This is a genomic window from Streptococcus oralis subsp. dentisani (genome assembly GCF_002860905.1).
GTDB classification, from domain to species: domain Bacteria; phylum Bacillota; class Bacilli; order Lactobacillales; family Streptococcaceae; genus Streptococcus; species Streptococcus oralis_BA.
Genome location: NZ_PKIG01000005.1, coordinates 59,994 through 82,444, shown reverse-complemented (window position 1 = coordinate 82,444; position 22,451 = coordinate 59,994). Strand labels below are relative to the sequence as shown.

21 protein-coding genes and 1 pseudogene are annotated in these 22,451 nt (G+C 35.8%); all 22 read right to left on the bottom strand.

Translation table 11 applies throughout. The features are described 5' to 3' along the window. Positions 1–5: 5 nt before the first annotated feature. Entirely contained in the window at positions 6–416 is a 411-nt protein-coding gene (locus CYK16_RS08055; protein WP_020998530.1) for a thrombospondin type 3 repeat-containing protein, read from the bottom strand. A 585-nt stretch (positions 417–1,001) separates the two neighbouring features. Then, complete coding sequence (locus tag CYK16_RS10910; RefSeq protein WP_256363417.1) at positions 1,002–1,130, bottom strand: hypothetical protein; 129 nt, start codon at positions 1,128–1,130, stop codon at positions 1,002–1,004. 51 nt (positions 1,131–1,181) lie between these two features. Beyond that, on the bottom strand, positions 1,182–3,995 hold the full coding sequence (locus CYK16_RS08045; RefSeq protein WP_101776875.1) for a phage tail tip lysozyme: 2,814 nt from the start codon (positions 3,993–3,995) through the stop codon (positions 1,182–1,184). 11 nt (positions 3,996–4,006) lie between these two features. Continuing rightward, the gene (locus CYK16_RS08040) at positions 4,007–6,364 is read right to left on the bottom strand and encodes a VirB4-like conjugal transfer ATPase, CD1110 family (RefSeq protein WP_180948756.1); all 2,358 of its coding nucleotides are present in this window, start codon (positions 6,362–6,364) and stop codon (positions 4,007–4,009) included. Then, the gene (locus CYK16_RS08035) at positions 6,315–6,674 is read right to left on the bottom strand and encodes a PrgI family protein (RefSeq protein ID WP_001097589.1); all 360 of its coding nucleotides are present in this window, start codon (positions 6,672–6,674) and stop codon (positions 6,315–6,317) included. The genes CYK16_RS08040 and CYK16_RS08035 overlap by 50 nt, the downstream gene beginning before the upstream one ends. A gap of 53 nt (positions 6,675–6,727) precedes the next feature. Further along, positions 6,728–7,582, bottom strand: a complete 855-nt coding sequence (locus tag CYK16_RS08030; RefSeq protein WP_101776874.1) for a conjugal transfer protein TrbL — start codon at positions 7,580–7,582, stop codon at positions 6,728–6,730. 16 nt (positions 7,583–7,598) lie between these two features. Beyond that, complete coding sequence (locus tag CYK16_RS08025) at positions 7,599–7,841, bottom strand: hypothetical protein (protein WP_000627865.1); 243 nt, start codon at positions 7,839–7,841, stop codon at positions 7,599–7,601. A 20-nt stretch (positions 7,842–7,861) separates the two neighbouring features. Further along, positions 7,862–9,739, bottom strand: a complete 1,878-nt coding sequence (locus tag CYK16_RS08020; RefSeq protein WP_101776885.1) for a VirD4-like conjugal transfer protein, CD1115 family — start codon at positions 9,737–9,739, stop codon at positions 7,862–7,864. Next, the gene (locus CYK16_RS08015) at positions 9,739–10,227 is read right to left on the bottom strand and encodes a hypothetical protein (RefSeq protein WP_061425195.1); all 489 of its coding nucleotides are present in this window, start codon (positions 10,225–10,227) and stop codon (positions 9,739–9,741) included. The genes CYK16_RS08020 and CYK16_RS08015 overlap by 1 nt, the downstream gene beginning before the upstream one ends. Next, the gene (locus tag CYK16_RS08010; protein WP_044727593.1) at positions 10,217–10,516 is read right to left on the bottom strand and encodes a hypothetical protein; all 300 of its coding nucleotides are present in this window, start codon (positions 10,514–10,516) and stop codon (positions 10,217–10,219) included. The genes CYK16_RS08015 and CYK16_RS08010 overlap by 11 nt, the downstream gene beginning before the upstream one ends. 596 nt (positions 10,517–11,112) lie before the next feature. After that, positions 11,113–11,511, bottom strand: a pseudogene (locus tag CYK16_RS08005) (ATP-binding cassette domain-containing protein); the annotation flags it as partial. A 90-nt stretch (positions 11,512–11,601) separates the two neighbouring features. Next, complete coding sequence (locus CYK16_RS08000; protein ID WP_101776872.1) at positions 11,602–12,213, bottom strand: V-type ATP synthase subunit D; 612 nt, start codon at positions 12,211–12,213, stop codon at positions 11,602–11,604. A gap of 22 nt (positions 12,214–12,235) precedes the next feature. Next, a complete protein-coding gene (locus tag CYK16_RS07995) occupies positions 12,236–13,621 on the bottom strand; it encodes a V-type ATP synthase subunit B (protein ID WP_000111248.1) in 1,386 nt (461 codons plus the stop codon). After that, complete coding sequence (locus tag CYK16_RS07990; RefSeq protein WP_101776871.1) at positions 13,622–15,397, bottom strand: V-type ATP synthase subunit A; 1,776 nt, start codon at positions 15,395–15,397, stop codon at positions 13,622–13,624. 62 nt (positions 15,398–15,459) lie between these two features. Beyond that, positions 15,460–15,780, bottom strand: a complete 321-nt coding sequence (locus CYK16_RS07985) for a V-type ATP synthase subunit F (RefSeq protein WP_000387941.1) — start codon at positions 15,778–15,780, stop codon at positions 15,460–15,462. Further along, positions 15,770–16,777 (bottom strand): V-type ATPase subunit, encoded by a 1,008-nt coding sequence (locus CYK16_RS07980; RefSeq protein WP_101776870.1) that lies wholly within the window; start codon positions 16,775–16,777, stop codon positions 15,770–15,772. The genes CYK16_RS07985 and CYK16_RS07980 overlap by 11 nt, the downstream gene beginning before the upstream one ends. A 58-nt stretch (positions 16,778–16,835) precedes the next feature. After that, complete coding sequence (locus tag CYK16_RS07975) at positions 16,836–17,423, bottom strand: hypothetical protein (protein WP_101776869.1); 588 nt, start codon at positions 17,421–17,423, stop codon at positions 16,836–16,838. 33 nt (positions 17,424–17,456) lie between these two features. Next, entirely contained in the window at positions 17,457–17,933 is a 477-nt protein-coding gene (locus CYK16_RS07970) for a V-type ATP synthase subunit K (protein ID WP_000400484.1), read from the bottom strand. A 15-nt stretch (positions 17,934–17,948) separates the two neighbouring features. After that, positions 17,949–19,940, bottom strand: coding sequence for a V-type ATP synthase subunit I (locus tag CYK16_RS07965; protein WP_101776868.1), 1,992 nt, complete (start codon positions 19,938–19,940; stop codon positions 17,949–17,951). After that, positions 19,930–20,253: a hypothetical protein gene (locus CYK16_RS07960; protein ID WP_101776867.1), complete on the bottom strand. Its 324-nt coding sequence runs from the start codon at positions 20,251–20,253 to the stop codon at positions 19,930–19,932. Before CYK16_RS07960 ends, CYK16_RS07965 begins: the two co-directional genes overlap by 11 nt. Before the next feature lie 24 nt (positions 20,254–20,277). After that, positions 20,278–21,168 carry an ROK family protein gene (locus tag CYK16_RS07955; protein ID WP_101776866.1) on the bottom strand — a complete coding sequence of 297 codons (891 nt, stop codon included), beginning with the start codon at positions 21,166–21,168 and terminating at the stop codon, positions 20,278–20,280. A 156-nt stretch (positions 21,169–21,324) separates the two neighbouring features. After that, positions 21,325–22,434, bottom strand: a complete 1,110-nt coding sequence (locus CYK16_RS07950) for a Gfo/Idh/MocA family protein (RefSeq protein ID WP_000248712.1) — start codon at positions 22,432–22,434, stop codon at positions 21,325–21,327. Positions 22,435–22,451 lie beyond the last annotated feature (17 nt).

The following is a 22,451-nucleotide window of genomic DNA, read 5'->3' as shown; positions in this document are numbered from 1 at the left end:
TTCCCCTACAACTCTATCTCCATTTCAACCTCTTGAGGACTGATTTCTAAATCACTAGATAAAAGAGAAACGGCATCCGTTCTCATGTAGTAAGTATATAAGTCTTCTAGGTCTTGTTGGTTTTCAATCCCTGTTTCAATACTAATCAGAGCCTGTATAAATTCCTTGTAGTGACTCTCCATCATATCTGAAATCTTTTGTTTCATTTCCATAAATACTGAGGACGGTTCAGTGATACTTGTTTGGTCTATGTCTTGTAAATCCTTTTCTAAGGGATTGGTTCCTTCTTCTATTTCCACTAAATCTGAACGACCATCACCATCAGAATCTGCGCTAAGAGGATTGGTTCCTAGCGCAAATTCTTGAGCGTCAGTCAGTCCATCTTGATCCGAATCACGTTGATAAATGGCTTCCATATACTTCCTTCTTTCTTAGTTAATCTTTTTTCACTCCAATCCTACCAAATATTCCTTGAAAGAAGTATCACAACAAAAAAGAGAACGAGCCAAAACTGCGTTCTCCTGAAAATGATAAAACATTACTATTAAAATAGATTACATGTAAAACTCTAATCAGGCAGAGCCTGCTAACTCATGACAGAAAAAGATGTTTAGCCTATAGTGCTGGCATTAAAAAATCCTCACACATCACGCAAGGAAATCGCTAAATAAAACAGGCTTTGACCATGTCGGGATTAATTGCAGCACATTCCAAGGATCCAGCTTTTTCTTTTTTTTATAATCGAATTTCCCAAAGAGTAAGCAAGATGAAGGCCGTCATTGCTTATGCTCATAAGATTCTCAGAATCATTTACAAACTACTTTCTGCCAAGCATACTTATCAAAAAGAGAAGGGGCTAGGACTGAGGAAACAGTTCTAACGCCAAAACTAAAAAATTTCAATTACACGCTAGTACAGGAATTGATTTTTTACGCTTTCTTACTGTTTTTTCAAATAAAAAAGATGACTTACTGAACCTGTAAGCCACCTAATCAGTCGGTTTATTCTGGTGTCTGCCACCGCTTGGCCCGTACGTCCAAGATTGCTATCGGATTTTGTTCTGGTGTCCGCCACCGCTTGGCCCTTATGTCCAAGATTACTATCAGATTGACCATGAGCCGACCACTCATTTATAGACATATTGTATCTTTAAATAGCTACAATTTCAAGTGTAAACTCTTCTATTTGGTCGTATAAGCAAAACTGATGGCACTATCTGCTTGAGAGATTTTTCTAAAGGTATAGTTAGGGTTGCCCCCATAGTTGGTTTCAGACACAAGGAAAGAACCATCATCATAGACCTTCTCTACAAAAGCCACATGACCATAGCTGGCTGGTGTACCATGTGTACCTCCTACAAAAGAAACAATAGCACCTGCTCTTGGTGTAGAGCCCGTTTCCCCACCAAGACTTGAAGCTGTCGCAACCCAGTCCTGACCATTTCCCATGGTATTAATGATTGAAATCTTCTCTCCGTTTCTACCTTTTAGCTTTAATCCTAACTGGTTCATACGAGCTGCAACACCCCATGTACATTGTCCATAGGCATAGGCCATACCATCTCCACCACCAGGAACAGAATGATCATACAAGTCCCCACGAACCCCTTCAAGGGATTGCGGGTCACTTTTTGCCTGTCCTCCATTTGTTTGGCTGAAGCCTTTTTCAATTTGGTAATACCATTCCGTTGCTCTGGTTTGTCTTTCCAGTAGTTTGTCACCAGAATTTCCTTCCCAATAGGTCAGAAAGAGTTGGGCGAGATTGGCTGCACTGCCCGTATTTCCAAAGAAATCCTTTAACCAACTTTGATAGTAAAGACTATCCCCATGAAGCATAAAATCAAGTTGGAGGTCTAAATCATACCACTTCTTATTTTTGATATGTGCATAATTCAATAAAGCTGTATGCCGTGTTGACCCATCTGCGGTATCTGTCCATTGCCCTAAACCTAGACCTCTATGAAGAATATTAGGATAAGCACCACTATAAATGGCTGGTCCTCCTATCGCTAACCAGCTTTCATCATCCCATGAGGAATCGGTAGCGCCAACTGGAGGAGATAAATAATCTCCCTCAGCTCGTTTAGGATTGATAGAAGACTCTACCGACCAATTTCCTAAAATAGCCGCAATGGCTTGGGGACTTGCCCCTTGAGATTTCAAAAACTCATAAATATGTTTTGCTCGTTCAAACTCATCCCCACCAAACTGACCAATTGCTGGTAAAATAGTAGTCTGAAGTTGAATGACTTTTGGAAAATAAAATTGCGGATTGACATACACCAATTTTTCTTTCTTGTTCTTATACTTTTGATAGGAAACTTTCAAACCTGTATCATCTGGTGTTTCACCTATAACATCACCCGTTAGAACTCTTGTTCCCTCAATCGCACGGCCATTATGAATGGAATATAAGGTTAAGCGACTCTCATTCTCTCCTTTTCCGTTAGTGAGAATAACATTATCTCCGTCTAGAGATACAACACCATCCATTGGTGCGACAATCCTTTGGTGAGCCTTCGCTTCTAGTAGAATGTACTCCTGAAGGGTAGGTTTGCCGTCTAAATCATAGTAGCCATAACGATAAGTCATGGTTAGACTATCCTCGTTGCTTTTCCCCTCAAATGGATTGTCCAATTCCTGCATGGAAGCATACACACCTTCTTCTTTTAGTTCCTTCATTTCCTCTTGATCGTCTTTTGATAGTTTATACTTAGGAGTTTCATAAAGGTCTTGCATGGATTTTAAATCTTCTCCATCGTTTAAATCATGCCACAAAGTAGACAGATAATCCTTGTAAGTTTCTGAACTAAATAAGTGAACTGGTTTGTTTAACTCGTAATCATGGAATTTAAAGTTCATATAGCCCATCACATCATCAATTTTTGTGTAATAGGTAATGCCTTTGTCATTTGTACGAGTATGTTCTGCGTCTTCCCAAGTTAGGTGGGTATAAGCTTTTGTTAATTCAAATTCATCTTGTTGAATCAAACTAGCAGATGAAAATCCTAAAAAGAAGCTCATCATAAGTAAGAGAAGAAAAACTAATCCTCCTACTATCCATGTTATAGGATTTCCAGCCGCAAATGTAAAGAAGGAAAAGGCTGCTTTTAGTTTTTGATAGATATTTCGGACACTTGTAAGACCTTGTTTCTTTAATTTTCGAAACCGATTTTTAAAGGAGCTTGGATTATCTTTCGCTAGTTTCCATCCTTTTCCATCCTTAAAATGATGGTATCGCTCTTTTGTGTTGGTCAGTCTTTTCTTGGTAAAACGACCTGTTGCTTGTCCTGTTTTGACACTAGCTTTCCCAATGTTATAAGAAAGCCGACTGTAGCGTTTCCCTTTTCTAATGGTCTCTTGAAGCGTGCGATAGCCTTCTAAATCTTCATTTTCTGAAGCTAACTCTCCACCTTCACGTCCAAGGACATAAAGAAAAGTTTTGGCTTTCCTACTGACTTTTTTGGACTTATAGGCTTGTTTAGTAGATTTAAGATTCTCTTTTGCGGCCTTGACTTCTTTCTTAGCTTTTAATTCTTCTAGATTCTTCCCGTGAAAGAAAAAATTGGATTTTGCTTTCGATTCCTGACCGTAGAGAAATTTTTGATTGGTTTTTCTTTCTTTACGACTCTCTTTTCTTTCTTCTTTTGCTTCTACCTTAGCTTCCTTAAATTGCTTCTTGGATATTTTCAATCGTTTTCTAGCATGAGGTAAACGTCTGTCTCTTAATTCTTTGCGATTCAAAAGAGATGGAGGACTATTTTGAAGAATATGATTGTAGTCTTCATTTGCTTGTTTTACTCTAGCATTTGAAGCTTCTCTCATCTCCTCTAGCTTTTGCTTTATCTCTTTTTTCCATACTTTTTCATCCAGTACAGCAGAATCTATTTTCTGTTTCCTCACCTCCTTCTTTCCTTTTTTCAAGAATTTCTTCTCATCTTTTAGACTTCTTCTAAATGCCTTTCGGGCACGTATGATTTCTCTTTTATCCTTCATTTACCTTCCCCTTAATTAGAAGCCATTTTATCAGGATCCGTACTCATGATATCAAACAATTGAGTACCTTGAGGAATCTTATTTTTAAAGGGAACGACAACTGAACCAGCTTTTATCAGTCCTGCTCCTTTTTCTGGATTGACTAGGTATTTTTCAAGTTCTTTTGACAAGCCTAAGAGTTGAACCAGTTCTTCTCTGTCATTTTTTGCTTGCTTGAGGAGAATCATAAATTCACTATTTGCAATAATCCGTCTACCATTTGGATCTAACAATAAGGTTTCAACATTTTGGGTTATCCCAGTCGGACTGGCTCCATATTTTCTGACACGACTCCACAATTTAAAGAAGAAATCACTGGCATATTTATCTAGTAAGAGAAGCTGCATTTCATCAAAATAGATCCAGGTCTTCTTCCCTAATTTTTGGTTCCGAACGACACGATTCCATATCTGATCAAAAATAACCATAAGGGCGATTTGTTTCAGCTCATCTCCTAACTTCTTAACGTTATAAATCAAGAAATTAGATCCTGTCTGAATATTGGTCTTATGAGAAAAAATATCAAGAGAACCTTCTACATACAGTTCCATATCAAGTGCCAAATTCTGCGCTTCTTCTTCTGGTTGTTGACTCAAGACAAAGACCCATTCTTCCAAAGAAGGCTCTTTAAATGACTGATAGGTCAGTCTGGTGACTCGGTCAATAATTGATTTTTCTCTTCCATCCATTTTTCTATCCAATAACTTGCCGATAAAGGATAAAAGAAACTCTGATTTCACCTTAACAGGATCCTCATCCATATTTTCTTCAGACAAGTCAAGGACATTGAGATAGGTTTGGGAATCAGGCGCAATATCAATCATTTCCCCACCAAAAGCCCGTCCAATAACACTGTACTCTGCTTCTGGATCCACAATGATAATTTCAGTATTTTCACCAGATTCCTTGATTTTGGTCGTGATAATTTCATGCTTGGTTGCCATCCCTTTCCCAGCTCCAGATGTCCCTAAAATCAGACCAGACGGTGTATTTAATAGGCTGCGATCAATGGTAATAATATTGCTTGATATTTGATTGATACCGTAATATTTCCCACTACGGTCTTGTAAGTCTACTGAAGTCCATGGAGAGTTCACTGCTATATTGGACGTTAATAAACTCCGTGATACTCCCTCTAAAAAATCACAACCAAATGGCAGCAAACTATTAAAGGCTGCTTCTTGCATATATGGTAGTTTATCAATCATTAGGTCATTTGAGCCGGCCACTTGTTGAATCGTATCTAGAGCTTGTTTGAGTTCTTCTTCATCCTGACCAAAGATCCCAATCAAGAAGACAGTTTGAAATAGTTTATCTCCTGTCTCGGTCATGGTTTTTAAGAGTTCTTCAGCTTCATCGATATTGCTTTCTAAAACATGGCCTACTTTTTCCAAATAGATACCTGTACGAGCTAGTTTTTGTTGTTCCCCAATCTTTTGGGATTCCATTAAGGTCTTCTTTGTTCGTAGTTTCTTCATAGCATCTGCCTTAGTCGAACTTTGAGCATGAAGGCTTACAATCAATTCCAAATCTCCTTGCATGAGGTCTCGGATAAACTGATCCCCTAATTCCATGCCGTAGTCTCTCACATAGACAATCTGCAATAAGCGGTCATTGATTTGTAGGTAATTCTTGTTTTTAAAATCCAAGAGATTGGGTGCTATGAAGTGACGAGTTGTCTGACCCGATCTCGTTAAATCACGGTAAGAAAAAGGAAGATGGTGTTCTCCTCTTAGCATATCTGCCAACAAGTTCACCCGTTCTTCTCCAGCCAAGGATTCAAAGCGAGCATCAATTTCTGAGAAACCACTCTTGAAATATTCTCCAATTTGAGACAAGGAACGATAAGCTTGTTTGGGATTAGAATCCTTTCTTCCAAAGCTAATCAGTTTCACAGCTGAAAAATTATTTTCACCACTGTCTAAATTCTGATTCATCATCCGATTCAATTCTTTACGATAGGTATCATATCCATCTTCTTTTTCCTCATACAAAACACTTTGTCTAAACTTTTCTAAATTCAATCTTTTATTAAAGATAGTCAATTGGAAGTTGGTTTGGTCGTCTAAAGAGTTAATCAAATCAGAATACTTCTCAATGATTGCGCCCTTATCTTCTAAACCAACAGTCTGGTAATTGACATCACCAAGTAAATAGCTTTGTGAGAAATAATCTTCTTTTACCTGCATCAGACCATTTTGATACAGGGCTTGATAGGAAATAGTATTAGCCGTTGATGGTAACACTTCCTCTTTTTTTCCTTTAACTACTTCTTTCTGATTAGTCATTGAAGTTTTTTGTTTCTTTAATGTATTTGATTTTCTTTTCATGTTCAGGTCCTTTCTTTCCTGTAATTGTGCGTAGGGGAACCGTTAGTTCAAAATGAAGACGGTATTTCAAATAATGTTCAAAATATAAATCATTGGGTTTATAGACTCCAAATAGCATGAGGGGGATGGTAAAGGCAAACACAAAACCGTAAACAAACCAATCTCCAAATTGCCAGAAAAAGAGATTCAAGCCCAAAACAATAATTGTGACAATAAAAGCTGGTAGGACAAAGATGATTTGTCTTGTGGTGAAACCTAACCAAGCCCTGTGTTGGTATTTTGAGATGTCTTTAAAGACACGTGTATTCATGACTTTCCTTTCTAAAAAGGCTAAGAAGCAATCACTTCCTAGCCTTTATCTAATTACATACCTAAAATTGAGCGAGCCGTACGTTGAGAACCAACGAGGGCAATAATCAGTAAGATAGCTTGTATTAAACTACCAAACATAATCGCAAGAGATTGTAGGACTCCTGCACCATTTGAAACGGCTATTTTCCCAGCAGATTCAAACAAAGGAATAAGAGAAACAATCAGAAAAATAAGAACCCCTTGTACCGCATAGACCATAATATTTTTTAAATAGCCAATACCAATAGACTTCCATTCATCACTTAAAAATGTTGGAATCGTAAGAGGGGCAAATGGAATCATAAGGTAAAGTTGAATAAATCGAATAGATACCAAAAGATTGACCATGGCTGCACTTACTATCCGAACAAGCCAAATGAGGAGGGCGAAAAAGCCTACAATCATCCGGCCAATAAAGCCTGAACCTTTTAATCCAGAGATGGTATCATACTTGGCCCCACCGTGAGCCACAATTGAGGCCACTTGTTCAATGGCGTGACTCGCAATCCCGATGATGGCTTCTACAACGACGGTAGTGTTGGTAATTACAACTGCGACCATAATATAACTAATCAACATCGGGGCTAATGCTTCAAAGGTCATCGCTCCACCAGAGTTAGCAATTTTCTTTGCCATCTTCGAAAATTCTAGGATGAGAACAACTGATAAAATCGCAACTCCAAGAGGCTGCATGACACTTTTAGTAATACTAGACATATAAGTCCAAACAGTTGGATTGTAGCTAGATAAGGATTTAATCAGATCTACCGTAGATTGTAAATCTACATTAAATCCTTCAAATAAATTTTCAGCTGATATTTTTTCAGATGCAAGGTAAACAAAGGGTGAGACTAAACTAAGATTCATGTCATTGTTTATCCTCCTAAATTGAAATTTGAGTTACAAAGGCTCCAGCAGCCCCTACCATAACTCCACCGACAATTTCAAGAATGGCATTCCGAACACCTGGCCCACCATCTTTAATGTTGGTTGCAAGGTTGACAATCCCCACAACAACGAGAAAGGCACCAACCGCAATCAATCCCTTCTGTAACAAAGACATTGCTTGTGCAAACATAGCACTTGCGTCTACTCCATAAACAAAACCTTTAAAATGCGTAATCATCTATTTCCTCTTTTCTATTTTTATTTTAAACTAGATTCAAAAGTTAAATCACGAATTCTAAGGCCTTCAAGATGATTTTCTTGTCTTTGATTCAAAGGATTGATTTGATAGTTCCACCACCGTTCATCGGTTTCTTGATTGGCTAGGTATTTCCAGTTTGGATGCTTAGTGGAATTGTACTTTTTGCTTTTAAAGACAGGCATATTGGCAATTCGAATCAAGCATTCATGCCGTTTCATATTTCCAACCTCATCGGGTGTCATTAAATCACGAGCAATCTTTTGATGAGAAAGGGATCCTGAACCTGTCTGGCCAAAGGAACGACTAGTATTTCGAACATCAATGGTCTGTTTACCGAGTAAGCCACTCATAAATTTAAAGGTATCTTCATCATTACCACCTAAGTAGACTAAGCTATCACAGTTCCCAAGAATGGTTTTCCAAGCTTCTTTTTCTTTATAGAGCCCTTGAAGTTGGGCAATATTTTGTAGAATAGGAACGAGACTCATATTTCGAGAACGGACTGTTGAGGTTTGTTCAGCAAAATCTGGGATTTCTCCTATATTTGCGAACTCATCTAAGTAAACTCTCACATGAAGAGGTAATTGTCCCTTAAAATCAATATCTGCTTGTCTTGTTAGGGTTTGAAATACGGTTGAAAAAAAGAGGGCTGAAAGAAAGCGAAAGGTACTATCGTTATCTGGGATAACTAAGTAAACCATTGATTTTTCCTGGCCCCATGTCTTCATATCAAGGGTATCTCTTTTGGTCAAATCCATGACACTTTGAATATTGAAGAGGGCAAATTTAGCAGTGGTTACAGCTATAACAGAATCCAGAGTCTTATCCTTATAATTTTGGAAATCTGCCCAATTTCGCATGGTAAAATTTTCAGTCCCATACTTTTTAGCATAATTTTCAAATAGAATTTCTAAGACACTCTTTTCTTGGTTTTCACCCTTGGATAAGTGTTTAATGAGTTTTGAGATTTCAGCAAAACTTGGATAACGCCCTCGTTTTTTTCGCTCTTCCACTTCTTTTTTTTGACGTTTCAACAAGTTTTGGTATTCTGTTTGACTCAAACGACTCTCTTCAATGAGCTGTTCTCTTGTTTTGGGTGGATTATAGAAATCGACCAAGTAAGAGGCTAAAGCTCGTACCAAAGTCATAGAAGCTTCATCCCAAAATGGATCACTACGAGATCCAGAGCCTTTGGTGTTATTAAAATAAACCGTCAGCATGCGATTCAAATCATTTTCTGTCTCTATATAGCGAAAAGGATTGAAGCCATCTGAGTTCTTCATATTGACTAAGTCTAACACCTTTACTTGGTAGCCATGTTCTATAAAGAGTTTGCCTGTTTTTTCGGCCAAGTGATCTTTAGGATCCACGACAATATTTGAACTATTCATCTGAATCAGATTAGGTTTCACAAAGCGAAATGTCTTCCCACTTCCTGAACCTCCAATCACCGCAATATTCTTATTTCTATCATATTGGGCTGGTTTTTTATCTAACAATGTCAAACGAACATCTTGTGCTAAGATCGTATCATGAGAAAATTCTTTACCGTAAAAGAGCTTCTTTTCTTTTAGAGTTCCAAAACGGGCGCTCCCGTATTCTACTCCTTCTCGGTATTGTTTTTTACCAGTCTCTAGATAGAGATAAACCAGTAACATCATCACAAAGCCTAGTAGAAAAAAAGCACTTGATTTTCCAGTAAAAGAAACATTCCATGGCGACTGAAGAACTTGATCTTGACCTTCCATCAGAAGATGAGTCCATTTATCTAAAGTATTTCCAGTATAGGAATCATACAAAAGCGTCAAACGATGAAAAAGATAGCCTAGTAAGATGCCTAACAGTGAGAATAGTAGGAATTTCTTTCCACTGTACATCATCTCACCATCTCTTTCTGTTTGACGGCTCCTTCTTGTCTAAAGGTAATTTGGGATTTAGCCTCATCAATAGCATCGTCTAATGACTGATCCATGGTAAAATCAGCTAATTTCTCCGGATCATTAACCATTTTTTCTAACAGATGGTCTAAATGATTGTCTAGAATCGAACGGTCTTTCGTGTAGAAATGTAGAGAATCCCCTTGCCAAGCGAGTGCTAAAGGAATCTCTTCTTTTTCTAAAAAAGACTTAAATTTCTCTATATCAATTGGTTTGTCTAAAAAATCTTTTTTCAGATTAATCGTATCAATCGAATAAGGAGATTGTAGCAATTCTTCTAATTTCTGCACCCCTATCTTATAGGCGGAATCCTGTGCTAAAGCCTGACGTCTAGACCATTCTAGAATCTTTAAGAGACTTCTTACAGTAAATAAAAGACTACGCTCTGCATATTGAACTGCCATTCGTTCCTGTTGTTCAGAGGACATCTGATGCCTCCTTCTTCACAAATAGCAGCTTTCCTTCTTTATAACGATAAGCTATCAATTTCTGACGTTGCTTAATCGACTTGACAACCTTCAGTAGATCTCTCGAATAAGGTTCTCGAAGAGTGACTTCTACTGCTTTTCCATCAAAGATACCAACACGTTTAAACTCAATGTAGTCTTTTTTGAGATGTCCTAAGCCCATACCAAAAGGAAAGTGATGAATCAATTGGATGGTACAACCACCTTTATTTCCCATTTGTTTCAAATCATACAAGTTTACTACCTTCATGATTAACTCCTTTATCTAGTTTGTCGCATCGTTTAAGTCTGGTAACGATAAACTCCGTGTCTGTTAGAAAATTCTCACACACGTCTTGTGCCAGTTGCCCTTCACAGGGGAAAACTCTCAGTCCCTACTTACACAGGCACGCTAATCAAGACGGAGTGGATTCAATTTTCAAAGAACAGGTAGCTTTATTATAGATAAGAGTAGTTGAAATTTTTATCACATTTTTGAGGTTGTTGGAATAATAAGGTAAGTGCTAATTTCTAGCTCTTCTCAAAACACCGTACGTACCTTCTATGTTTTATGAACAGTAGCTATCATTTACATTTTCAAACTACCATTCTATCAAACTAAAAGTCAAAATATACGCCTCTACTTCGAGAGATACTTATTTAATGGTTCAGCAATTCGCTCTACTTCCGTTACATAAATTTCATCACTATGACTTCTAATGATTTGTTATTAATTCACTTTGAGGGACTTGCTCATGAAACCAAACAGCGTAAGTCGTAAAAGAAAAAAAGCAGTACAAGATTGAACTGCTTTTACGGATTCAGATAAAATAACTTTAAAATATAGAAGATATCTATTGACTGTAACTATAATTGATTTAAATTTATAACTTCATCTGCTTGATTCCAAATATCGGGATTATGAGTTGCAATGATGATTAGACGATTTTCATTTTTCATATCTAATAATAATTTCATAATTCCTTGTGAAGTCGTAGGGTCGAGCGATGCAGTCAACTCATCCGCAAGTATTAATGGTGGATTTTTAAGAATGATTTTCGCTAAAGCAACACGTTGTGCTTCACCGCCAGACAATTCATATATCTTTTGTTCCAGATGAATATGAGTTAGACCAACTCTTGCTAATACATCTTTTTTTAATTTATCTTTTTCTTTATAATTACATTTACGATTTATTAATCCTAAATCTAGATTAGTAGAAACATCTTCATTATCTAACAAACCAAAATTTTGAAAAAGATATCCTGATACTGTCAATAAAAAAAGCTTAGAAAGGCTAAAAGCCTTATCCAAGCTGATATTTTGTTCATCTAATTAATAATCTAATTAAAGGATCTACTTCACTTTCATAATACGAACTAAATTGGCTCTTTCTGCCTCCTCTAGTTTCAATTCTATATAATGAATAGTTTCCGACAAGTTTGGAATAATCGAGTATTCTAAACCATTTACACGTCTACGTGTTTTTTCTATTTCATCAGCCATTAACTGACACGTTTTTTCAACTTCTGCCAGTCTTAGTAATTTATCAATTAAACTATTCATTGTAGCAAATACATCATCCATTTCACTATTAGAAGATAAATAGCTGTATTCACTGTTCTCATTTTGAGAAGTAATATTCATATGCATTCTAGGAACTGTTACACTCATGATATTTTCTTTCTCAACAAATAGTTCAATTTCTTTCGATGGAATTGAAAATAATTCCTCCACCATTTGAGAACTCTTTAATGATTTAGCAACTGCAAAGGATTTTAGATTATCAATTAGATAACTTTCTACTTCTTTCCGAAGTTGATTATTCTCACGAATCAAAGAAATAAATCGCCTCATCAATTCATCTCTTTTATCCTTTAATAACTTATGTCCACGTTCAGCTGTTTTCAAACGTTCCTTTAAGTTATTCAATTCCATACGAGTTGGTTTTACATTCAAACGTACCATAGATAATCACTCCATTTCTGGATTAAACTTCTACCAAAGGTAAGTATTTATCAAGCAAATCATCTTTGATACGTTTTAACTCTGTTCTAGGAAGAATTGATAGTAATTCCCACCCAAGATTCAACGTATCTTCTATATTTCGGTTTTTATAAAATCCTTGATTTATGTACTCTTCTTCAAAACGCTTTGTAAACCTCACATACAATTTATCTACATCAGATAAAGCCGATTCTCCTAATACTACTGCTAACTCTTCAACCTTTTTCCCTTGGGCATAGGCTGCAAACAGTTGATTCATAGTTGGAGCATGATCTCCACGAGTTTTACCTTCTCCAGAACCCTTATCTTTTAATCGAGAGAGAGAAGGTAAAACATTGATTGGTGGACGATAACCTTGATTATACAACTCATGCGACAAAATAATTTGCCCTTCAGTAATGTATCCAGTTAAATCAGGAATTGGATGTGTTATGTCATCTTCTGGCATTGTTAAAATAGGAATCTGTGTCACCGAACCTTTTTTACCAACTAAGCGACCAGCCCTTTCGTATAGAGTTGATAAATTTGTATATAAATATCCCGGATAGCCTCGTCTCCCTGGAACTTCACGGCGAGCTGCTGAGACTTCACGTAACGCTTCACAATAGTTGGTCATATCCGTCATGATAACTAGAACGTGCATATCTTTTTCAAAAGCTAGATACTCTGCCGCAGTTAAAGCAATGCGGGGAGTTGCAATACGCTCAATTGCAGGATCATTTGCCAAGTTCATAAATAAAACCGAACGATCGATCGCTCCTGTTTTTCTGAGCTCTTCCATAAAAAACTCAGCTTCTTCAAAAGTAATACCCATTGCTGCAAATACAACCGCAAAATTTTCATCAGAATTTAAAACAGTCGCTTGTCTTGCTATCTGAGCAGCTAATTCATTATGAGGTAAGCCCGAACCTGAAAATACTGGTAATTTTTGACCACGTACAAGAGTATTCAAATGATCAATAGAGGAGATCCCTGTCTGAATAAATTCATCTGGATAATCTCTAGATACAGGATTAATAGCTTGACCATCAATATCTAAATATTTCTCTGGAATTAAATCTGGTCCACCATCAATTGGTTTTCCCATCCCATTAAAAATACGACCAACCATATCCTCAGATACGGCCAATTCTAATGCATGACCAGCAAAACGAATTTTAGACTTTTCTAAATTTATTCCACTAGATCCTTCAAAAAGCTGAACCATTGCTTTATCTTCGTGGATCTCTAAAACTTGTCCACGACGAATTTCTCCATTATGAAGTTGAATTTCAACTAACTCATTGTAAGACACATTATTTACTTGTTCAACAATCATAAGAGGCCCAACAACTTCACTAGCAGTTCTGTATTCTTTTATAACACTCATTTATAGACCTCCTGTTTCTAATATCAAATGAATTTGATGTATAATCTCATTTGATATAATTTTGATTTCATCTAATCTATCTTCTGAAACATATTTACTTCTAGCCATACGGTCTCTAACTGCCACGGTACCTTCCATAATCTCTGTAAAGTAAGAACCCAACTCTAAAGCATGATTTGCCTGATCAGCAAAAGTTAGGATATTACTTAGCATTGCTTCTTGTTTTGCAAACGAAGTGAATGTATCTACCGAATCAAAGGCGTTCTGTTGCAAATAATCTTCTCGAATTTGTTTAGCAATTTCCATCGTTAGTCGTTCAGTATCAGACAGAGAATCAATTCCAACAAGACGAACAATTTCCTCTAAACTAGATTCCCGTTGTAAGTAGTTCATCGCACGAGTTATTTTACTATTCCAATCTGTCTTCTCTTTACCATCTATATAAGTGCCCACACTGTCTTTATATAGTGAATAAGATGTAAGCCAGTTAATTGCAGGAAAATGACGTCGCTGTGCCAACGGAGCATCAAGCCCCCAAAAAACTTTCACAATCCGTAAAGTGTTTTGAGTAACTGGTTCTGAAATATCTCCACCAGGTGGCGATACAGCACCAATAGCAGTAATCGTTCCTTCACGTTCTGGAAGCCCTAGAACCTGAGAACGTCCTGCTCTTTCATAATATTCAGCGATACGACTTCCCAGATAAGCAGGATAACCCTCATCACCAGGCATTTCTTCTAGACGTCCTGACATTTCACGTAGCGCTTCTGCCCAACGTGAAGTTGAATCAGCCATAATGGCGACAGAGTAGCCCATATCACGAAAATACTCAGCCATGGTAATTCCTGTATAAATTGAAGCCTCACGAGCAGCAACAGGCATATTTGAAGTATTAGCAATCAGAACTGTCCGTTGCATAATTGATTGTCCGGTATTAGGGTCAATCAACTCAGGAAACTCATTCAGTACATCCGTCATTTCATTTCCACGTTCTCCACAACCGACATAAATAACAATATCAACATTGGCAAATTTAGCTACTTGGTGTTGTACAACTGTCTTTCCTGCTCCAAACGGTCCAGGAACTGCTGCAGCTCCCCCTTTGGTTACTGGAAAGAATGTATCAATAACTCGTTGACCTGTGATTAATGGTTCTTCTGGAATTAAACGTTTAGAAACAGGACGCGCCTTGCGGACAGGCCATTTTTGCATAAGCGTTCCTTTATAGAAACTACCGTCCAATTTTTTTATTTCATATACAACTTCATCAATTGTAAAATCGCCAGATGCAATAGAAACGACTTCTCCAGATACTCCATAAGGAACCATAATTTTATGATTAACTACCTCGGTTTCCTTGACAGTTCCAAGAATATCACCCGTACTCACTTTTTGACCAATTGCTATAGTGGAATCAAAATGCCACTTAATATCTCTATCCAAACTTGGAACTTCTACCCCACGAACTAGAAAATCATTATGAGTAGCCAATTTAAATCGATCTAATGGGCGTTGTATGCCATCAAACATTTGAGAAATCAATCCAGGCCCTAATTCAACCGAGAGAGGTTCTCCAGTTGTAACAACAGGTTCTCCCGGACCAAGACCAGATGTTTCTTCATAGACTTGGATAGATGCCTGATCTCTTCTCATTTCAATAATTTCACCGATTAACCCTAGCTTACCTACACGGCAAATATCTTGAATATTAGCCTCCTGCATACCTGATGCAATAACTAGAGGTCCCGATACTTTTATAATCTTCCCTTGAGTCAAAGTTATTCTCCTTACTAAGTCCAAAAATTATAGAATAATATTACAGACAATTTTGTACATTATTATAAAATATTGTGTCCTACTGCTTTCTCTACATTATCCTCTATACGTTTTAATCCTAAATTTAAACCTTGTTTATGAGTCGGTAATAAGATAATAGCAGGCACAACTTGGGAATCATAATGGCGAATTGTATCTAATATCATTGAAGCAATGTCTTCAGTGATATATATGACACCATAATCAGATTGAGCTAATTTTCTTAGTGTATTTATAGCTTCTTGTTCTTGATAGGCAGGAAATATATCAAACCCAATCATGCTAAATGGTAAAATAATATCACGGCTACCAATTATGCCAATTTTATACTTATTAGCTTCCATAATGTGGGCGTATCCTTTCTTTTATTGATTCAAAGGGAATTGTATTTTGAAGAGCTGATATGATCATTCTGAGATTCTTTACTTCAAACTCACATCCCAATAAATATCTAGCAAGAACTAACGGCCCATCTACATTGTACCTTCCTTGATCTAAAGTTTTATACAATAGTAAATCACATAAAAATTCTAACTCAGAAGATGAAATCGTTGCGTCCTGCATCTTCAATTCATAAGTTGAAAAGATTGAATCTAAGCTTGGATTTATTTTATTGAACCACACAAATATTTCTTGATTTTCTACAATGTATATAAATTCTTTAGCAGAAATACTTCCTTCATCTGAAAGTAATTGTAAAATATCCCCATGACTCTTATTTTGAGATAAACCACGTTTTACAGTAATAATATTATAAAAGTCAATCATTTCGACAATAACCTGAGACAATACCTCATCTAACTCATTAGATAAAAGTTTCAGATGTTTAAAATATGCTAGATCAGCTCCGACATCAAGTACACGAATATTATTAAAAGTTTCATACTCATTCCAAATTGATTCTACTTCACGAACCATAAAATCAGGAAGTGTATCTGAATGTAAGGAAGAAACTAAATGTTTTAAACTTTCTATATCAAAAATCCCTATTGGAATTAATAATTTAGAAAAATCTTTCTTAATTGCCGCCTTAGATTTTAATAAAACTTTGATATTATGATAAACATATCGTAAAGCAAATAAAGTCACAATTATATCAGACGGACTTTCAGCATAGGCCCATCTATAATCATTGACTAATTTTGTCATTAGCGAAATCTCTGTCTGACTAGGATCTTTTAAGATGTCAATCGATAAATGATAGGGAGTTGATTCTAAGATAAATGCCAATGTCTCCGTATCTTTGGATTGTATAATTTTTTGAAATTTTTCTTCTGTAATAAAATCGTTTTCTTTTACCGAAATCGTCGTATTTATTTTTGAAAAAAGATTAGTATCCATAAAATACCTTTCTAATTTTATTGGAATACTCCTAATTTCTAAGAAGGATTAACCAATTTCATCCTTGATTGATAAAAATTTGATTTGCGATACTTGAACTTTCTTCCTTAGAAATCGATCCAATTAATGTTTTATACAAATAGTTATCATCAATTTTACCTATTGAAATAAGTAAGCCTGATTCATTTGAGATAGGTTGTTCACTAAATAAATAATTTGGAAAAGAGAATTTCAATTTCTCTAATTGTTCCAAATTGAATTTAGCTAAAGTCTGTTCCCCAAAAGTTACTATGACCTCTTGTTGTGAATATTGTTCCAGAATTCGATAGATGAACTCCATTTCTTTATCTGCACTCCAAGATTCCATTTCTAGTAAAGCAGATTGAAAAAGTTCTTTTAATATTTTCTGTTTTGATACTAACGTTGATTGGCGTTCCTTATTTTTTAATTGTTGAAAAATTATTTGATATTTCTGTTGCAATTCTTTTAACTTTCGTTCATGTTCAGCTTCTTTTTTCTTTATAATGAGCGACTTTTGCATTTCAAATTCATCATCAATCTTCTTTTTGGAATCCAATAATTTCATACGCCCTTTTTCATGAGCTTGTTCAATAACAGACTCTCGTAAGTTTTCTAAATTGCTCATTTAGACACCTCCTTTGAATTGCAAATTTATTTCTTATACACGAAGGGTCAAAATGAATGATACGACAAAAGCAAGAATTGCATAGGTTTCTACCATGGCAGCTAAAATTGCTCCCTTCATGAATTCTTTTGGTCTTTTAGCCAAGATTTGCATTCCCGCTACTGCTACATTTCCTTGATGCTTAGCTGAAAAGTATCCTACAATAGCAATTGGAAGGGCTACAAAGAAATAAGCAACGCCTTTTTCTAAAGGAAGTTCTGGAGTTAATTGCAACCAAATTAAAATTCCAATAACAAAACCATATAATCCTTGTGTTCCGGGCAATAATTGCAATATCAAAGCTGAGGCAAACTTTTCAGGCTGTTCTTTCAGTAAAGCTGCGGCAGATTGCCCAGCCTTACCAACTCCATAAGCAGACCCCATACCGCTTAATCCAACCGCCAGTACAATTCCCAATGCAGCGAAAAAAGCTCCTCCATAGGTTGAAAAATAAGTTGCTAAATGTTCCATTATATATATCCTCCATTAATTCTTTGTAATAACCTTAATATATTTCTCAGAAGCCTTCAAAGGTTGAAATGGTTTTCCTCCACCCTCATAAAACTTACCAAAAAATTCAACAAATATCAGACGTGCTCCATGAACATATCCTGATAGTAACGATAGAAAAATATTGATCGCATGTAAAAGAATGAATAATACTAATCCAATTGTCAGTTTAGCCAATATTCCCGGAAACAAACCAACAATTAAATTGAAAGCTGATGCTATACTTGCTCCAGATAATCCTAATGCCATCAATCGAGTGAAACTAACTAAATCACCTATATAAGATGAAATGTTATATAGATTAAACAATCCTGCTCCAATACCTGACAAGCTTTTGGCTTGAATAATAGAAACAATCAAAATCCCCACAGCATTAAAAATAGATACCCATTTCCCTAATACAAATAACGGTCTCATATCAGGCATCAACATTCCGACAGCAATAAATAACAAGCCAAGCAGAATAACACACCACGCAAATCCTGAATTATATGCTTCTGCATATTTCTTCATTCTTACTTTTTGTAGACCTGAAGCTAACAAACCTACAAATACTGTAATAAATCCAAACACAACTGACACTACTAATATAGTCATGACATCCGAGGTTGTAGATATCAGATGAAATGGCAACTCATATCCAAAAAATGAGCCATAGATTCCACCCCAAATTGCAACGGCTACCCCTAATATATTAAAGAATTTTAAAAATCTCTTAGTTACTGAAGGTAGATGAAAAATTTTTAATGCTAACATTGTTCCTAAAAACAATAGTAAACCATAGCCTAAATCAGCAACCATCATTCCAAAAAATGTAAAGTAAAATGGTGCTAATACAGGTGTAGGATCTTTCTCATAATATTTGGGCAGAGCATACATTTCTGTCAATAATTCAAATGGTTCAATTAAAGAGTGATTCGTTAATTTGATAGGTATTTCATCTTGATTATCCGACAATGTTTCCGATTCATAAATATAAATAGAATGTCCAAAACGCTCATCCATAACTTTTATAAAATATAAAATACGAGTTTCTTCTATCCATCCTTCTAATGCAACTAGATGCGGAGTGCTCAAAAGGTTATTCTTAGAGATTTGACGAGCATAGATAGATAAAATATAGTCAATTTGCCATTGTAAATCTATCAAATTTTTCTTTGAATCTTGCAACGATGCGATAATATTCTCTTTTTCAGTTATTAACTGCATGTTTTCTTGATCCAAATCTACTACTCGCTGCTTCGGTAATTCCTTTCTAGAATAATCAAATGGTTCAAATAAGTATTCATCAAAATCAATAGAGCAACTGGACTGATAGAAAACAACAACACCGTACTCTCTATCATTAGAAAATATTTCTTGAACTTCAATATTGTTTTCTAAAAAATTATTGTATAAGCGATTATCTACAGTCCTTGGAATTGTTCCGATTTTTCCTCTACAGAAAGAAAATTGTTCTAAATGCGCAGGAATAATTTCTAATTTTTCCCACTTTATTAATCTCTCTATTTCCTCATTATTACTTTGAATGTTTCTTTCTAATTCATGAACTCTGTTTATTTGATGATTCACTTTTTTAAGAACACCCTCAGCAACATTAGCTTTACCAAATTTTTCTAATTCTTCATAAGAGGTTGTTATCGGAGGTTGCTGTAATAACTTAAACGTGTTTTCTTTCGGTAGGTATTCTTGTAATTTCTCTACAGTTGCTTCCAAATGTTGTTGTTTATTCATCAAATAAGTCAAGGCATCATTTCCTTCAATAACCCCATGATTGGAATTAGAAGTATGAGAAATTTGAATAGTTGGAAATACAACCTCATCTTTTTCTAGAGCTTCTGACCAGTTATCCTGAACCTTTAAATCACGGAACTGCACTGACTCTAGTTCTTGAATAGTTTTTAAAACATCATCAAGACTACTCTTAGAAAATAGTAGAGAAATTCTTTTCATCTGACTAATAGCCATATTTTTCTACCACCCTACCAATAATTTTTTCTACAAATTCTCCTCTCCTACTTGATGAAATATACTGAATCTTTGCATCATTTTCCTTGATTGTTTTATTAACCACATCAATGAGGTTCTGTTGTTGCATTTCCAAATTGCTTTCTATTGAAATTAATTCTTCGTGACTTTTTTCATCATAACTTTTTTCTAGTTCTTCCAATTCTTCTTGGGAGACAGCTTTATACGTATAAATCTCATTATCATATGATTTTATAATATCGGTTGCAACATTCTCAATATCTTGCATTGTCGAAAATACAGAGTTAGTCATTGTGACACCTCCTTATCTTTCACACTATTTATTAGAAATTCTATCTAAGAAATTTTTTACAGCTCCTATACGACCAGCTTCATTTCCTAATGTAGCTGCCACAACATTATTAGGCAAAAACCTATTATCCATTGCATTTTTAGCTAAAGAACTTTGAATTTCAGGTAACAAAATATCCTTTTTAGCCAGAATCCCACCTCCTAATATGAGAATTTCTGGATTAAGTAGATAAGAAATAGTTAATAAACCTTTTGTTAGATTTTCTACAAAAATTTCAAAAGTTTCTTTAGCGACTTTATCTCCAGAACTTAAATCAGTAAAGAAAGTACGTCCAGTTTGATTAGTTTTCAAGCTCTTCTTTTGATATAAATGAATCAATGCGGTTGTTGAGGCTTTGCTTTGCCAATCCGAATTACCTACAGGAATATAGCCTACTTCACCAGCAGTATAGTTAAATCCGTTAACAATTTGTCCATTAACAATAATACTGCCTCCTATACCTGTTCCAATAGTAACCATTACTACATTTTTCTTATCTTTGGCTTGTCCCTTCCATAATTCACCTAATGCAGCACAATTAACATCATTTTCAACAAAAGTAGACAACCCAAAACGTTTTTCTATTTCGGAAGTAAAGTTTACTCCGATATACCCTGGTATTGTATAGCCTGCATAGATGATTTCTCCTGTATTAGCATTAACAACTCCAGCAGTGGAAATACCAACACCATCAATTGAATAATTTAAAATATACTCACCAATTAAATCACAGACCTGATTTAATATCTGATTCGTTCCCAAATCATAGTCAATAATTGTTTCAATCTCTTTGAACTGATTTAAACTCGTTCCAAAATCATCGTATAAATCTGCCTTAATTGTTGTTCCGCCAATATCGATCCCTATAATCTTCATTTCATCACTCCCACATTTTTGATCTCATTACTTTTTGATAAAAAATGGGACTGGGCATTATCCCAGTCCCATCTCTATTTCTTTATTCAATGAGTTGTATCACAGAACTTTAGAAATTATATAATGACAAGAATTTACTATTCTGTTTTACAATAGTTAAGCATTTGTGATTTCTGAAAGACTTACTTTTCGATCTTCTTTAACTGATAAAGTACATGCATCAGCGGTAGCGATTGATTCTAAAGCAGCTACACCATTGAGAAGTTTTTCATATTCTTCTGTAATTTCTCCACCTTTAATGATGTCATGTAGATATTCCATTTCTTTATCAATACATGTTTGTAACCATAATGGGCAACGTACTCCTGGTTTACCGTACGCAATTGCTCCATCCATACCACGACCGGTATAGATAGCTGTACGGTCATCATCTTCCTCTTGAGTTTCATGTACTAAGAAGTGTGATTCTCCTTCACCTTTAACACGAAGAGTACCTCCAGTATTGAACAAGTCAAGTTTGATAGCTCCTTCAGTTCCTTGAATCAAGACGTAGTGTTCACCCCAACGGAAAGCATTACCATATTCCAAAACAGCATAACGATCATCAGAGTATTCTAGGTTTACAATGAGCATATCATCTTCATCACCAAAGTTTTCACCTTTATGATATACATTACCTCCTACCATTGTCGCTTTTTCAGGAAGTCCTCCCATGATGAACTGAATGCAATCTAATTCATGAATATGGTGGTACAAATGTCCTCCAGATTGAGAACGAAGTTTCTTCCATGATACAGTTGGTTGTTGTTCTTCCCAACCTGTACGAGCGGCATGGCAATAAAGAACTTTACCGATTTTACCTTGAGTAATCAATTCTTTAGCATGGTGTACACCATTAAAGAAGTTCATGATGTGACCAGCCATAAAGATAACATTATTTTCTTTACATGCGTCAACCATGGCTTTACAATCTTCATAAGACAATGCAATTGGCTTTTCACAAAATACGTGTTTGCCATGTTGAGCAGCTTTCACAACAGGTTCACGGTGAAGGTAGCTAGGTGAAGCTACGATCACACAATCAATATCTTCACGTGCTACAAGTTCATCTAAACTTGCACAAACATCTGATCCCAACTCTTGAGCAACTTCTTCTCCATGATTTGGGTCAAATACCGCAACCACTTTTGCATCTTCAATTTTGTTCATTGAGCGAGCCAAATCAGCTCCAAAATATCCAGCTCCAACAATACCGTAATTTACCATAATTTTTATCCTCTTTC

Excerpts from the sequence above, each read along its gene's own strand:
- CYK16_RS08035 (WP_001097589.1), bottom strand. The coding sequence starts at position 6,674 with ATGAATACACGTGTCTTTAAAGACATCTCAAAATACCAACACAGGGCT.
- CYK16_RS07950 (WP_000248712.1), bottom strand. The coding sequence starts at position 22,434 with ATGGTAAATTACGGTATTGTTGGAGCTGGATATTTTGGAGCTGATTTG.
- CYK16_RS07985 (WP_000387941.1), bottom strand. The coding sequence starts at position 15,780 with ATGGAAGCTAATAAGTATAAAATTGGCATAATTGGTAGCCGTGATATT.
- CYK16_RS10910 (WP_256363417.1), bottom strand. The coding sequence starts at position 1,130 with ATGAGTGGTCGGCTCATGGTCAATCTGATAGTAATCTTGGACATAAGG.
- CYK16_RS08030 (WP_101776874.1), bottom strand. The coding sequence starts at position 7,582 with ATGAATCTTAGTTTAGTCTCACCCTTTGTTTACCTTGCATCTGAAAAA.
- CYK16_RS08015 (WP_061425195.1), bottom strand. The coding sequence starts at position 10,227 with ATGTCCTCTGAACAACAGGAACGAATGGCAGTTCAATATGCAGAGCGT.
- CYK16_RS07995 (WP_000111248.1), bottom strand. The coding sequence starts at position 13,621 with ATGAGTGTTATAAAAGAATACAGAACTGCTAGTGAAGTTGTTGGGCCT.
- CYK16_RS08040 (WP_180948756.1), bottom strand. The coding sequence starts at position 6,364 with ATGAAAAGAAAATCAAATACATTAAAGAAACAAAAAACTTCAATGACT.
- CYK16_RS08045 (WP_101776875.1), bottom strand. The coding sequence starts at position 3,995 with ATGAAGGATAAAAGAGAAATCATACGTGCCCGAAAGGCATTTAGAAGA.
- CYK16_RS07955 (WP_101776866.1), bottom strand. The coding sequence starts at position 21,168 with ATGAAGATTATAGGGATCGATATTGGCGGAACAACAATTAAGGCAGAT.
- CYK16_RS07965 (WP_101776868.1), bottom strand. The coding sequence starts at position 19,940 with ATGGCTATTAGTCAGATGAAAAGAATTTCTCTACTATTTTCTAAGAGT.
- CYK16_RS07970 (WP_000400484.1), bottom strand. The coding sequence starts at position 17,933 with ATGGAACATTTAGCAACTTATTTTTCAACCTATGGAGGAGCTTTTTTC.
- CYK16_RS08020 (WP_101776885.1), bottom strand. The coding sequence starts at position 9,739 with ATGTACAGTGGAAAGAAATTCCTACTATTCTCACTGTTAGGCATCTTA.
- CYK16_RS07980 (WP_101776870.1), bottom strand. The coding sequence starts at position 16,777 with ATGGATACTAATCTTTTTTCAAAAATAAATACGACGATTTCGGTAAAA.
- CYK16_RS08010 (WP_044727593.1), bottom strand. The coding sequence starts at position 10,516 with ATGAAGGTAGTAAACTTGTATGATTTGAAACAAATGGGAAATAAAGGT.
- CYK16_RS07960 (WP_101776867.1), bottom strand. The coding sequence starts at position 20,253 with ATGACTAACTCTGTATTTTCGACAATGCAAGATATTGAGAATGTTGCA.
- CYK16_RS08055 (WP_020998530.1), bottom strand. The coding sequence starts at position 416 with ATGGAAGCCATTTATCAACGTGATTCGGATCAAGATGGACTGACTGAC.
- CYK16_RS08025 (WP_000627865.1), bottom strand. The coding sequence starts at position 7,841 with ATGATTACGCATTTTAAAGGTTTTGTTTATGGAGTAGACGCAAGTGCT.
- CYK16_RS08000 (WP_101776872.1), bottom strand. The coding sequence starts at position 12,213 with ATGGTACGTTTGAATGTAAAACCAACTCGTATGGAATTGAATAACTTA.
- CYK16_RS07975 (WP_101776869.1), bottom strand. The coding sequence starts at position 17,423 with ATGAGCAATTTAGAAAACTTACGAGAGTCTGTTATTGAACAAGCTCAT.